General features: G+C 71.0%; 11 protein-coding genes. 3 read left to right on the forward strand and 8 right to left on the reverse strand.

Features of this window, described 5'->3' with window-relative positions; genetic code table 11:
- Positions 1-130 precede the first annotated feature (130 nt).
- From OO62_RS09675 to OO62_RS09685, 3 genes are all read left to right on the forward strand, one after another.
- On the forward strand, positions 131-1,714 hold the full coding sequence (locus OO62_RS09675; protein WP_033266859.1) for an acyl-CoA carboxylase subunit beta: 1,584 nt from the start codon (positions 131-133) through the stop codon (positions 1,712-1,714).
- Positions 1,715-1,766: 52 nt separating this feature from the next.
- Positions 1,767-1,973 carry an acyl-CoA carboxylase epsilon subunit gene (locus tag OO62_RS09680; RefSeq protein ID WP_033266860.1) on the forward strand — a complete coding sequence of 69 codons (207 nt, stop codon included), beginning with the start codon at positions 1,767-1,769 and terminating at the stop codon, positions 1,971-1,973.
- Positions 1,974-2,209: 236 nt separating this feature from the next.
- Positions 2,210-2,863 carry a DUF4360 domain-containing protein gene (locus OO62_RS09685; protein ID WP_033266861.1) on the forward strand — a complete coding sequence of 218 codons (654 nt, stop codon included), beginning with the start codon at positions 2,210-2,212 and terminating at the stop codon, positions 2,861-2,863.
- A gap of 160 nt (positions 2,864-3,023) precedes the next feature.
- On the opposite strand, the gene OO62_RS09690 is transcribed toward OO62_RS09685, so the two are convergent.
- The 8 genes from OO62_RS09690 to OO62_RS09725 form a co-directional block, all read right to left on the reverse strand.
- Positions 3,024-3,602 (reverse strand): GTP-binding protein, encoded by a 579-nt coding sequence (locus OO62_RS09690; RefSeq protein ID WP_073760799.1) that lies wholly within the window; start codon positions 3,600-3,602, stop codon positions 3,024-3,026.
- Positions 3,583-4,173: a DUF742 domain-containing protein gene (locus tag OO62_RS09695; RefSeq protein ID WP_033266863.1), complete on the reverse strand. Its 591-nt coding sequence runs from the start codon at positions 4,171-4,173 to the stop codon at positions 3,583-3,585. The genes OO62_RS09690 and OO62_RS09695 overlap by 20 nt, the downstream gene beginning before the upstream one ends.
- Positions 4,174-4,257: 84 nt before the next feature.
- Positions 4,258-4,671, reverse strand: a complete 414-nt coding sequence (locus tag OO62_RS09700; protein ID WP_030257992.1) for a roadblock/LC7 domain-containing protein — start codon at positions 4,669-4,671, stop codon at positions 4,258-4,260.
- A gap of 10 nt (positions 4,672-4,681) precedes the next feature.
- Positions 4,682-7,843: a sensor histidine kinase gene (locus OO62_RS09705; protein ID WP_033266864.1), complete on the reverse strand. Its 3,162-nt coding sequence runs from the start codon at positions 7,841-7,843 to the stop codon at positions 4,682-4,684.
- Between the two features lie 398 nt (positions 7,844-8,241).
- Positions 8,242-8,835, reverse strand: coding sequence for a GTP-binding protein (locus tag OO62_RS09710; protein ID WP_033266865.1), 594 nt, complete (start codon positions 8,833-8,835; stop codon positions 8,242-8,244).
- Positions 8,816-9,226 carry a DUF742 domain-containing protein gene (locus tag OO62_RS09715; RefSeq protein ID WP_033266866.1) on the reverse strand — a complete coding sequence of 137 codons (411 nt, stop codon included), beginning with the start codon at positions 9,224-9,226 and terminating at the stop codon, positions 8,816-8,818. Before OO62_RS09715 ends, OO62_RS09710 begins: the two co-directional genes overlap by 20 nt.
- A 106-nt stretch (positions 9,227-9,332) precedes the next feature.
- Complete coding sequence (locus tag OO62_RS09720) at positions 9,333-9,746, reverse strand: roadblock/LC7 domain-containing protein (RefSeq protein WP_018087200.1); 414 nt, start codon at positions 9,744-9,746, stop codon at positions 9,333-9,335.
- A gap of 9 nt (positions 9,747-9,755) precedes the next feature.
- Complete coding sequence (locus OO62_RS09725; protein ID WP_033266867.1) at positions 9,756-13,352, reverse strand: nitrate- and nitrite sensing domain-containing protein; 3,597 nt, start codon at positions 13,350-13,352, stop codon at positions 9,756-9,758.
- Positions 13,353-13,541: the final 189 nt, after the last annotated feature.

The following is a 13,541-nucleotide window of genomic DNA, read 5'->3' on the forward strand; positions in this document are numbered from 1 at the left end:
CCCACCCGAACGGGTGCCGGGGCGCGGGGCTCGTCCAGGTCGGTTCTGTACTGCCTGCCCACGAAAACACGTGGGACGTTGTACGAAACCGACATCGGTGTGCGGCGCCCCGCACACGTACCGTCGATACATGACCACTGTCGAAGATCTGCCCGCCGGCGCCAACGACACCCGCGGGCGCGTCGCCGAGCTGCACGCCATCCGCGAGCAGGTCCGGCGCGGACCCAGCGAGCGCGCGACCGAAGCGCAGCGGGCCAAGGGCAAGCTGACGGCGCGCGAGCGGATCGAGCTGCTGCTGGACGAGGGTTCGTTCAACGAGGTCGAGCCGCTGCGGCGGCACCGGGCGACGGGCTTCGGCCTGGAGGCCAAGAAGCCCTACACCGACGGTGTGATCACCGGCTGGGGCACCGTGCACGGGCGGACCGTCTTCGTCTACGCACACGACTTCCGGATCTTCGGCGGTGCGCTCGGCGAGGCGCACGCCACCAAGATCCACAAAATCATGGACATGGCCATCCAGGCCGGTGCCCCGCTGGTCTCGCTCAACGACGGCGCCGGCGCCCGTATCCAGGAGGGCGTCTCCGCGCTCGCCGGTTACGGCGGCATCTTCCAGCGCAACACCAAGGCGTCCGGCGTCATCCCGCAGATCTCGGTCATGCTCGGCCCGTGCGCGGGCGGCGCGGCCTACAGCCCCGCGCTGACCGACTTCGTCTTCATGGTCCGCGAGACCTCGCAGATGTTCATCACCGGCCCCGACGTGGTGCGCGCGGTGACCGGCGAGGAGATCACCCAGAACGGCCTGGGCGGCGCCGACGTGCACGCCGAGACCTCCGGTGTGGCGCACTTCGCGTACGACGACGAGGCCACCTGCCTGGAGGAGGTCCGCTACCTCCTGTCGCTGCTGCCGGCCAACAACCGCGAGAACCCGCCGACGGTGGCCAGCGAGGACCCCGCCGACCGCTCCGGTGACGCGCTGCTGGACCTGGTCCCGGCCGACGGCAACCGCCCGTACGACATGCGCAAGGTCATCGAGGAGATCGTCGACGACGGCGAGTACCTGGAGGTCCACGAGCGCTGGGCGACCAACATCATCTGCGCACTGAGCCGGCTCGACGGCAAGGTCGTCGGCATCATTGCCAACCAGCCGCAGTCGCTGGCCGGTGTGCTGGACATCGAGGCGTCCGAGAAGGCCGCCCGCTTCGTCCAGATGTGCGACGCCTTCAACATCCCGATCGTCACCCTGCTGGACGTCCCCGGCTTCCTGCCCGGTGTCGACCAGGAGCACGGCGGCATCATCCGGCACGGCGCCAAGCTGCTCTACGCCTATTGCAACGCCACCGTCCCGCGGATCTCGATCGTGCTGCGCAAGGCGTACGGCGGTGCCTACATCGTCATGGACTCGCAGTCCATCGGCGCCGACCTGACCTACGCCTGGCCGACCAACGAGATCGCGGTGATGGGCGCCGAGGGCGCCGCCAACGTCATCTTCCGCAAGCAGATCGCCGAGGCGGACGACTCCGACGCCATGCGCACCCGCATGGTCAAGGAGTACAAGTCCGAGCTGATGCACCCGTACTACGCGGCCGAGCGCGGACTGGTCGACGACGTCATCGACCCCGCCGACACCCGGCACACGCTCATCCGCGCCCTGGACATGCTGCGCACCAAGCACGCGGACCTGCCGGCCCGTAAGCACGGCAACCCGCCCCAGTAACCGCGCCCCGCACCCGGCACCCACCGCCCACCGCGACGACGGAGAAGACACCGTGAACCCTGCCCACCGCACCGACGCCATCCGGGTGGAGAAGGGCCAGGCCAGCGAGGAAGAGCTGGCCGCCCTGACCGCCGTCCTGCTGGCCCGCGCCGCCCACCGGCCGGCCGACGCCCCGGCCCGCCCGCGCGCCACCGCCGCCCGCTGGCGCCGCCTGGAGCGCCAGAACGGTTTCCACAGCGCGACCAGCTGGCAGCGCTGACCCGCCGCACCCGCACGCTCCGGAACGCCCGCCGCAGGCCCTCCCGCCTGCGGCGGGCGTCTGCATACCGGCGCCCCTCCCCGCTGCGCCCGGGGCGGCCGGATAGAGGCGTAGGTTCGCCCCAACCCTGGGGAGCAGAGCTGTTCAAGGGGAGATCCTCGTGCTGGCATGCGCTCGTCATCCCACACCTGGTGTTCCCGCGCCGCGGGCCCTAGGACGACCGGAAGGACGTGCCCATGCTCAGCACGCTCAGTGCTGGTGCCGCAGTGGCATCCTTGCTCCTCGGATCGGCATCCCCCACCACGCCGGCACGGTTCGGCGATGATCCGCCTACCGGAAAGATCACCATAACCGTCGCCACGGTCAACGGATCGGGCTGCAGACCCGGCAGCGCCGCGGTGGCCATCGCACCCGACAACACCGCCTTCACGGTGACGTACAGCGAGTACCTCGCGCAGGCGGGCGGCTCCAGCAAGCCCACCGACGCCCGGAAGAACTGCCAGATCGCGCTCAACGTCCACGTCCCCCAGGGCTTCACCTACGCGATCGCCCGCGCCGACTACCGCGGCTACGCCTCGCTGGCCCCCGGCGCCAAGGGACTGGAGCAGGCGAACTACTACTTCCAGGGCCAGCAGCAGACGGCGCGCAAGAGCCACAACTTCGCCGGCCCCTACGACAACAACTGGCAGTCCTCGGACGAGACCGACATCGACGCCCTCGTCTACGCGCCCTGCGGCGAGGAGCGCTACTTCAACATCAACACCGAGCTGAGGGTGGACGGCAAGTCGGCGGACTCGAAGGCCACCAGCTTCATGGCCATGGACTCCACCGACGGCAGCATCAACACCGTCTACCACTTCGCCTGGAAGGAGTGCCCGGCCCGCAAGTGAGCCGGCCGGGTCCCGCACGCCGGTGCGTGCGGGCCCCGGGACCGTCCCGTCCGGGACGGCACACGCGCCCGTGCACGACGAAGGCCCCCGCACCGCAAGGGTGTGGGGGCCTTTCGTCGTTCGCGGCGTACACGGGCACGGGGGGCCCGTACGCGGCGTCCTAGCGCAGGCGGGCCATCAGCGCGTGCTCGACGAGCGTGATGAGCGCGCTCTTCGCCTCGCTGCGGTGCCGTGCGTCGGTGATGATGATCGGCGCGTCCGGGCCGATCTGCAGCGCCTCACGCACCTCGTCGGGCGTGTAGGGCTGGTGTCCGTCGAAGCCGTTGAGGGCGATGACGAACGGCAGGCCGCTGTTCTCGAAGTAGTCGACGGCCGGGAAGCAGTCGGCCAGGCGGCGGGTGTCCACCAGGACCACCGCGCCGATGGCGCCGCGGACCAGGTCGTCCCACATGAACCAGAAGCGGTCCTGACCCGGCGTACCGAACAGGTACAGGATCAGGTCCTGGTCCAGGGTGATACGGCCGAAGTCCATCGCGACCGTCGTGGTCGTCTTGTCCGGCGCGTGCGTGAGGTCGTCGATCCCCGCCGAGGCGGAGGTCATCACGGCTTCGGTACGCAGCGGATTGATCTCTGAGACGGCCCCGACGAACGTGGTCTTGCCCACGCCGAAGCCGCCCGCCACCACGATCTTCGCGGAGGTGGTGGAGCGGGCTGCACCGCTAGAGCTTGCGAAGTCCACTGAGCACCCTTTCGAGCAGTGTCACATCTGGCTGTCCGCCGGCGGTCTCGTCCCCGCCGGGCTGATGGATGGCGACGAGTCCGGCCTCTGCCAGGTCGGCGACGAGGATCCGGGCGACGCCGAGGGGGATGGAGAGAAGCGCGGAGATCTCGGCTACTGACTTGATCTCGCGGCAGAGGTGGCAGATGCGCTGGTGCTCCGGCAGCTGGCCCTGCAGCTTGGAGGGGTCGGCGGTCGTGCTGACCAGCGCCTCGATGGCGAGCTGGTAGCGCGGCCGGGTCCGGCCTCCGGTCATGGCGTACGGGCGCACGAGCGGGTTGTTCGCGCCACTGGGGGCGGGCTCGGGCTTCCGCGGGGGCTGCACCGGCTGGATGCGCGGCACCTGCGGCTCGTCGTACACCGACGGCTCGTACGGCTGGGAGTCGTACGACCGGTGCTGCTGCGGCTGCTGGAGCCGCTGCGGCCGACGGCTCGGCGCGGACGGGAAGTTGAAGCGGTTGTTATGGGTCTCGCCCACAGGTCCGGACTCCTGCCCGGAACCGTACGGGTATCCGTTCGGGGGCGTTGCCACGTCTCCTCCTCCAACTTGCCTGTCTGACGCCGGTCGCGCCACCGAACCTTAAGGCCCGGTGGCGGGAAACGCACTGCCTGTTTGTCAGTTGAGAAGGCTGCCCTGCAGTTCTGCGCGCAGATCCGGCGTCAGGACGCTGCCCGCGCGGTCGACCAGCAGGGCCATCTCGTAACCGACGAGGCCGATGTCGCACTCGGGGTGCGCGAGAACGGCCAGCGACGATCCGTCGGAGACGGACATGATGAAGAGGAAGCCGCGCTCCATCTCCACCACGGTCTGGTTGACGCTCCCGCCTTCGAAGATGCGGGACGCGCCGGAGGTCAGCGACGTCAGCCCGGAGGCCACCGCCGCCAACTGATCGGCTCTGTCACGAGGGAAACCCTCGGACATGGCGAGGAGCAGCCCGTCCGCGGAGACCACGACCGTGTGGGACACCCCGGGGGTGTTGTCCACGAAGTTGGTGATCAACCAGTTCAGATTCTGCGCCGCCTGGCTCATCGGGCTCACACTAACGCTCCTGATCGTAGGTGCTGCCGGGGCCGAAGCCCTGTTGGTCATTGTGGGGGACCCCGGAAGGGTCCGTGCCGACGCTGCGTCCCTGCTGGACTCCGCGACGCAGGTTGCTCAGCCTGCCGCGGACGTCCTCCGGGTCACGGGAGACCTGGGGGCCGCCCTGCGGGGTCACCTCCGCCGCGCCTTCGACCAGGTTGGCCTTGGGCACGCGCCGGGGGAGGCCGGAGGCCGTGACCCCGCCCGCCTTCGGCTCGCGCAGCTGCTCCGCCCGCACCCAGCGCTCGTCGTTCGAGCTGCGCCAGTCCGAGCCGTCCTGGCCGGTCTCCGGCGTGCCCCGCTGCTGCTGAACCTGCTGTGCCTGCTGGTCGCGGCCTCCGCGGCGCGGAAGGCCGGCGTCCGTCAGCGAGGGGGCATCGCTCGGTGTGGGGCCGGGACGCTCGAATGGTACGCGCTCAGACGCGTCAGCGGGAGCGGCAGTTGCATTCCGGTCAGATTCCGCTTCGGTCCCGAAGTAGCCCTCGAATGAGGGGCGTTCGGCCCATTCGTCCGGCTGTGCCGGTTCATGGGAGCCGTATGCCTGCTGGCCGGTGGTCTCGCCGAGGTGCGGTTCGCCGAACGCCTGACTGCCGTGCGACCGGTCGTCATAGAGCGGCTGATCGGCTTCCGCATACCCCTGGGACGGGTAGTCCTGGGGGGCGTATTCCTGAGCCGGGAAGTCCTGGGACCGGAAGTCCTGGGACGGGAAATCCTGGTAGCCCGTCGCGGACGGCGCCTGGTCGCGGAAGAGCGGGTTGCCGCCCTCGTGACCGAAGTCCTGCCGGCCGTCGGCCGGCTGCTCACCGGTCGCCTGGGCCTCCAGGGCCGCCCGGCGCTCCTCCCGCATCAGGGAGCGGCCGGCCATGTCCATGTCCGCGGTGTCCGGCCGGCCGTAGCGGGTGTCGTCGAAGCCGAGCTCGGCAGCGGTGCGCTGGCGGTCGTCGAACGTCGCCTGCTGGTGCTCCGGCACGATCCGCGACACCGTGAAGTCGTCCTCGTACCGGTCGTCGCCGCCACCACCGTGGGTGATCGCCTCGGGCAGCATGACCAGCGACGTGGTGCCCGCCTGCTCGCCGGAGGGGCGCAGCTGCACCCGGATCCCGTGCCGGTCGGCCAGCCGGCCGACCACGAACAGGCCCATGCGCTGGGAGATCGCGGCGTCCACGCTCGGCGGGTTCGCCAACTTGTGGTTGATGTCCGCGAAGTCCTCGGGGGTGAGCCCGATGCCCTTGTCGTGGATCTCGATCATCACCCGGCCGTCGGGCAGCCGGGTGGCGGCCACCCGCACCTTGGTCTGCGGCGAGGAGAACGTGGTGGCGTTCTCCAGCAGCTCGGACAGCAGGTGGATGAGGTCGGTCACGGCGGTGCCGTGGATCTCGCTCTCGGGGACCCCGGTGAGGTCTATTCGCTCGTACGACTCGACCTCACTGATCGCCGCCCGCAGGACGTCGACCAGCGGGACCGGCTGGTTCCAGCGGCGGCCTGGCTCCTCGCCGGCGAGGATGAGGAGGTTCTCGCCGTTGCGGCGCATGCGGGTGGCCAGGTGGTCGAGCCGGAAGAGGCTCTCCAGCTGGTCCGGGTCCGCCTCGTTGTTCTCCAGGTCCGTGATCAGCTCCAGCTGGCGCTCGATCAGGCCCTGGTTGCGGCTGGAGAGGTTGGTGAAGATCGCGTTGACATTGCCCCGCAGCAGCGCCTGCTCGGCGGCGAGCCGGACGGCCTCGCGGTGCACCTGGTCGAAGGCGCGGGCGACCTCGCCGATCTCGTCGGTGGTGGCGATCGGGATGGGCGTCACGCGGGTGTCGACCCGGCCCGGGTCCGTCCGCGAGAGCTGGTCGACCAGCATCGGCAGCCGCTGCTCGGCGACACCGAAGGCGGCGTTGCGCAGCTGGCGCATGTTGCGGCTCATCCGGCGGGCCATCAGGCCGGCCACGACGAAGGCGATGATCAGCGCGGCCAGCACGATCGCGGAGTCGACGAAGGTGGACTGCTTGGCGTCGTCGGCGATCTGCGCCGCCTCGTTCACCGCCTTGTCCGCCAGGTCCTTCTCGATGGACCGGTACATGTTGAACTTGCCGGTCGCGGTCGCGAAGTAGGTGTCGGAGGTGATGCCCTTCAGGCTCAGCGTCTCCGGCGCCGCCCCGGTGGCGATCAGGGTGGACATCTGGTCGATCGACGGCGGGGTGCGGAACGGCCGGTTGGCGGCCTCCGCCTGGGCCTTCGCCTGTGCGATCTTCTGCTGCGCGGCCTGCTTGAGGGCCGCGGCGTCCTTCTGGAGCCGCTGGACGTCCTCGGGCGTGCCGCCGGAGGTGTACTCGCCGATGGCGATGCCCTCCAGGTAGCGGTACGACGCGAAGGCGGTCAGCTGGAGCTTGTGCTCCTTGCCGCCCTGCGGGGACGCCGGGTCGACCAGGAGGTGGGTGCCGATGGAGCGCTGGAGCGACTCGGCGGCCTTGGCCAGCGAGATCGCGTAGACGGTGCGGCCGTAGGAGGTGATGTTGCCGGTGCCCAGGCCGAGTTCGTTGGCGAACTCCATCAGCGGGTGCTGGACCTCGACGTAGCCCTCCTCGGTCTGCACGCCGTGCAGCTTGGAGGTGTAGGCCGCCTGGCGCAGCTTCGCCAGCTTGGGCTCGGTCTTCTCGAACGCGGCGAGCCGGCGGTTGAGGCCCGGCTTGTCCGGCATGGCCTTGGCGGCCTGGTGGAAGGTGTTGGCCGCGGCGTCGGTGGCGTCCCGCGCCTCCTGCACCGCCGGGTCGTCCTTCTTGCCCTGGAGCAGCGGCGCCGCGGTGCGGTCCCGCTCGTCGATCAGGGCGGTGCTGTAGGAGAGCGCCGCGCGCACCAGCTTCGCGGTGTTCTCCGCGTCCTGCGCCTCCTGCCAGGTGGCGAAGGAGCTGTCCACCCGCAGACCGCCGAAGACCAGCGCGACGAGCACGGGGATCAGCAGAATGGCGTTCAGGCGGGTCGCCACCCGCCAGTTGCGCGGCGCGTACTTGCTGCCGCTGACCGGAGGCTTCGCGACCGTGTTTTCGGGCGCGTCGGAAGCCGGTACGCCACCTCTGGGTGGCGGGGTGAAGTTGCCCCGCCGCGGTTCCTGCGGCTCGGGGCTCGCCTTGCTTCGCCTCACTCGACCAACAACCTCTCGGCGCCGGCACTACCTGCTGTGCCGTTTCTTCTGGGCGTTCCTACTCCGGAGTTCAGCGAATTTCAGCACGTCAGGGCGGTGCGTTCCAAACACTGGGCAAAGCCGGAGAGGGCACGGAAGTGCCTGAGATAAAAGGGGCGTTAGGGGCGAGAGGCGCCAAAAGACAGGCGTTGTGTGCGCACAGCGAAGCCGGGCATGCGCGCGGGGTGTCGAAACCGCGCTGATTCACTGTCGAAACGTTATGAAGCAAATTTGTGGGCGTGTCGAAGGACACAGATCCACTCAAGGATGAGGGGAACCGGCCCTGGGCAGGCGACACACCCAGTGGAAGACAACTTCCGTACGGCCCACGCCGGATGCGGCGGCGGGCCGTCGGTGTCCTACTTCAGGCGGGCCATCAGCGCGTGCTCGACGAGCGTGATGAGCGCGCTCTTGGCCTCGTTGCGGTGCCGTGCGTCGGTGGTGATGATCGGGGTGCCCGGACCGATCTGCAGCGCCTCACGCACCTCGTCGGGCGTGTACGGCTGGTGCCCCTCGAACCCGTTGAGGGCGATGACGAACGGCAGCCCGCTGTTCTCGAAGTAGTCGACCGCCGGGAAGCAGTCGGCCAGCCGCCGGGTGTCCACCAGGACCACCGCGCCGATCGCACCCCGCACCAGGTCGTCCCACATGAACCAGAAGCGGTCCTGACCGGGCGTACCGAACAGGTACAGGATCAGGTCCTGGTCCAGCGTGATGCGTCCGAAGTCCATCGCCACGGTCGTCGTGGTCTTGTCCTGGACGTGGCTGAGGTCGTCGATCCCCGCCGAGGCGGAGGTCATCACGGCCTCCGTACGCAGCGGGTTGATCTCCGAGACGGCGCCGACGAAGGTGGTCTTGCCCACGCCGAAGCCGCCCGCCACCACGATCTTGGCGGACGTGGTGGCGCGGGCCGTACCCCCGTCGAGGCCGCTGTCAGAGCTTGCGAAGTCCACTGAGCACCCTCTCCAGCAAGGTCACGTCCGGCGTGCCGCCGGCCTCGCCGCTGCCGCCGGGCTGGTGGATCGCCACCATGCCGGCCTCCGCCAGGTCCGCGACCAGGATCCGCGCCACACCGAGCGGGATGTGCAGCAGCGCGGAGACCTCGGCGACCGACTTCACCTCGCGGCACAGGTGGCAGATCCGCTGGTGTTCGGGCAGCAGCCCGGGCAGCTGTGAGGGGTCGGCGGTCGTGCTGACCAGCGCCTCGATGGCGAGCTGGTAGCGCGGCCGGGTCCGGCCTCCGGTCATCGCGTACGGGCGCACCAGCGGCTGGTCACCTTCGCCCCCGTACGGCGCTTGGCTGTACGCGCCGTACGGGCCGGAAGTGGCAGGTGGCGGGGTCATGGGTCCTCCGGACGGGACAGAAGCTCTGTCGTCGGTCTGGGCCGGTGGGGGGTGGCGGCGGTCGAATGGGTGGTCGGGTGCTGCACGGAAAGGCGCTGCGGACGCCTCAGTGCAGCAGGCTGCCCTGGAGTTCGGCGCGCAGGTCCGGCGTCAGCACCGTCCCCGCGCGGTCGACCAGCAGGGCCATCTCGTAACCGACGAGGCCGATGTCGCACTCGGGGTGCGCCAGCACCGCCAGCGACGATCCGTCGGAAACGGACATGATGAAGAGGAAGCCGCGCTCCATCTCCACGACCGTCTGGTTGACCGTCCCGCCCTCGAAGATGCGGGAGGCGCCGGAGGTCAGCGAGGTCAGCCCGGAGGCCACCGCCGCCAACTGGTCGGCACGGTCGCGCGGGAAGCCCTCGGACATCGCGAGGAGCAGCCCGTCCGCGGAGACCACCACCGTGTGCGACACCCCAGGGGTGTTGTCCACGAAGTTGGTGATCAACCAGTTCAGATTCTGCGCCGCCTGGCTCATCGGACTCAACTAACGCTCCTGCTGGTGTGTGGGATCGACAATGCCGTGGGTGCCGGTGCTCGACGTCCCTGCCTGCCGGCCCTGCTGGATACCCCGACGGAGGTTGGTCAGCCGCCCGCGCACGTCACCGGGCGCGCGCGAGACCTGGGGACCGCTCTGCTGGGGCTGCTGTTGCTGCGCGGTGCCCGCGACGAGGTTCGCACGCGGGACCCGGCGGGGCAGCCCGGAGGTGGTGACACCGCCGGAGGCGGGCTGGCGGATCTGCTCCGCCTGCCGCCAGGTCTCGTCGTTCGGCGAGCTGCGCCACTGCGAGGCGGCGTCGGGCTGCGCTCCGTTGCGCGCGCCGTTGACGGGTGCGTCAGCGCGCCCGCCGGCCTCCTGCCCGCTGCCCCGGCGGGGCAGCTGCGGCGTCTCGGCCCGGCCCGCCGGTTCTCCCGCGTCGGTGCCCTGCGGGGGCACCCCGGCAGCGGCCGCCGCCGGGTGGTTGAACCAGTCGGACTCGATCGTGTCGAAGATCGGCGTTCGGCCGTCCCCGGGACCGGCGTCCGCACCGCCGAGCACGTCGTCGGACGAGCCGCGGTCCTGCTGCGGCACCGGGAACTGCCCGGTGGCCTGCACCTCGTCGGGGTACCCGGCGCGCTCGCCGGCCGGCCGCTGGAACTGCCGGGTGTCGAGCTGCCCGGTCTCGTACGGGTCGGCCTCGGCGGCGGGCGGCTGGAACCGCTCCGTCTCGTACCGGCCGGTGTCGTACTGGTCCGGACCGCTCCCGGGCCGGGCGAACCGGCCGGTGTCACCGGCGCCGTCGGCGGCACCCCGGCCGGCCGGACGGCCGCCCTGCGAGCCGTCCGCGGCGGGCGGCGGGCCGTTGAAGTCGGGACGGGCGAACGCCGTGGTGTCGCCGGGGCCACCGCCCGGAGCGGGCCGCTCGAAGCTGCCGGTGCTCTCGGGCTCCTCGTGGCCGCGCGGCTGGTCCTGCGCCTCGCGGGGCGCCAGCGGCCAGTCGTCGGCGCCGCCGCGCTCACGGCGGGCGCCCCAGCTCGTACCGCCGGGCTGCTGACCGGAGCCGCTGTCCTGGCCGCCCCGGGGACCGCTCTGCGAACCGCCCGGCAGTTCGGCCGCGGCGTTGCGCGGCGGCAGCTGCGGACGCTCCTCACGGCGCGGCGCACCGGTCGGCGGCGCCACGGTGGGCGTCGGGCCGGCGTCCGCACCACGGGTGGGCAGCGACGGGCGCTGGGCACCGGGACGGCCCGCGGCGGGCGCGCCCTGGGAGCCGGCGGCGGGCGGCGTGGCACGCCCGCCCGGCGCGGGGGAGCCGAACGTGTTGGGGGCGCCGCCGCCCGGGCCACCGCGACCGGGCAGCGCGGGGCGCCCGGACGCCGGTCCGGAACCGACCTGGCCGCGTGGCTGAAGCCCCGCGAGCCGGCTGGAGGGCGCGCCGCCGGGCTCGCCGGCACCGCCCTTGGCGTTGCTCGGCGCCGGCTTCTTGCCGCCCTGGGCGAGGTCGACCGGCAGCATGACCAGCGCGGTGGTGCCGCCGGAGTCGGAGGGCCGCAGCTGGATGCGGATGCCGTGCCGCAGGGACAGCCGGCCGACCACGAACAGACCCATCCGGCGGGACACCGAGACGTCCACGGTCGGCGGGCTGGCCAGCCGCTCGTTGATCGCCGACAGGTCCTCGGGCGACAGGCCGATGCCGGTGTCGTGGATCTCGACCAGCACCCGGCCGTCGGGCAGGGCGTGGCCGGTGACCTTGACCTTGGTCTGCGGCGAGGAGAACGAGGTGGCGTTCTCCAGCAGCTCGGCGAGGAGGTGGACGAGGTCGTTGACGACCCGGCCGGCGACCTCGGTCTGCGGTACGGCGTTGAGCTCGATGCGCTCGTACTGCTCCACCTCGGAGGCGGCGGCACGAAGGACGTCGACCAGCGGCACCGGCCGCGTCCAGCGGCGTCCCGGCTCCTCACCGGCGAGGACCAGGAGGTTCTCGCCGTTACGGCGCATGCGGGTGGCGAGGTGGTCGAGCTTGAACAGCGAGGACAGCTGGTCCGGGTCGGCCTCGCGGGACTCCAGCTCGGAGATCAGCGACAGCTGGCGCTGGATCAGGCCCTGGCTGCGGCGCGAGAGGTTGGTGAACATCGCGTTGACGTTGCCCCGCAGCAGCGCCTGCTCGGAGGCGAGGCGGACCGCCTCGCGGTGCACGTCGTCGAAGGCCGCGGCCACCCGGCCGATCTCGTCCCGGCTGTGCACACCGACCGACTCGACGGAGGTGTCCACGTCCTGCGGGTCGGACTCGGACAGCTGCTTGACCAGTTCGGGCAGCCGGTCCTGGGCGACCTTCTGGGCGGTGTCCTGGAGCCGGCGCAGCGAGCGGACCATGGACCGCGCCACGACGAACGCGCCGACCAGCGAGACGCCGAGGACGAGGAGGATCACCGCACCGTTGATGATGGCGTCCTGCGTCGCCTCGTTGCGCAGCTCGCGGGACTTCTGCTCCATCTCGGAGAGCAGGCTGGTCTCGATCCGCGACATCTCGTCGATCTTGACGGTGTCGGAGTCGTACCAGTCGAGGTACCGGTAGTCCTGGCTGCGGATGCCGGAGCCGCTGGCGAAGGCGCGGTGCGCGAAGGCGACCGCGGCCTTGATCTCGTCGTTGTTGCCGTCCAGACCGCGGGTGAGCGAGCCGGCGTTGTTGGCGTAGATCTGCTGGAAGCGGTCGCGGGCCGCCTTCTCGCTGTCCTCGGCGTTACGGCCGGCCAGCCGGTCGTTGGAGGAGAGCTGGGGGCCGCCGGAGTGGGCGAGACCGGCACTGACCAGGGCCCGCTGGATCGACGCGTACTCCTTGGCCGACGAGAACGCCGCCAGCGCACGGGTCGAGCGGATCATCTCCGGGTTGCTGGTCGCCTGCGCCATGTCCTGGGAGAGCGACAGCAGCGAGTTGATCAGCTGGTTGTAGCTGGTGACGGTCCGCGCGGCGTTGTTGTCGTCCTTGTACGCGGTGGCGCGGATCTCGTTGAGGGTGTTCAGCTGCCGGGTGATCTCCAGGACGGTCGCCCGGACACCGGCCATCGTGGCGTCCTGGCCCCGGATGTCGTCGGTGGCCTGGTTGAACTTCAGCTTGGCGTGGTCGGTCGCCTCGCGGGGCGCGACCACGTTCGCGTCGTCCTTGACGTTGCCGCTGCCGGCCAGCGGGCCGGCCGACTTGTCCCGCTCGATCTGCAGCGCGTCGGCGAGCTCGGTCGCCTGCCGGGTCATCTCGGTGAGCAGCTGCATCTTGTCCAGCTGGTCGATGTTCTCCAGCTGCGTGGCGATGCGCATGCCGCCCAGCGTGGTCGCGGCGACCACCGGGAGCGCGAGCAGGGAGACCAGGCGGGTGCTGATGCGCCAGTTGCGCAGCGCTATTCGCGAGCCGGGCCCGGTGGGGCCCTTCGCCGCCTTGGACTGGCCCTCGGTGCCCTCACCGCCCGGTGCCTGGCCGCTCACCTCGGTGGGCAACGTGCCACCGGCGGAGCCGTTGTTGCGGTCGCGCTGGGGCGAGGAGGCGCGGTCGCTTCCGCCGCGCAGCTCCGGGTCCGCCGCAGCGCTGCCATCCCTCTTGAAACGTCCCTGCACTAGCGTCGCAACCTCTGGACCAGGCGTCCCACCTCGGCGGGACGGTGTCGAGTCGTGTCGGAGACCGCGAAGTCCCCTCATGGCGGTCGTGAAATGACCGGCGGGCTGCCCCCTCTGGCCGAGAGAGCGGCACCACCGCGCGGCGCGACTTTGCGCCCTGCGCGCCGGCTGAAACGTGCGGCGGTCCGT

This window comes from Streptomyces lydicus (assembly GCF_000717345.1).
GTDB classification, from domain to species: Bacteria; Actinomycetota; Actinomycetes; order Streptomycetales; family Streptomycetaceae; genus Streptomyces; species Streptomyces lydicus.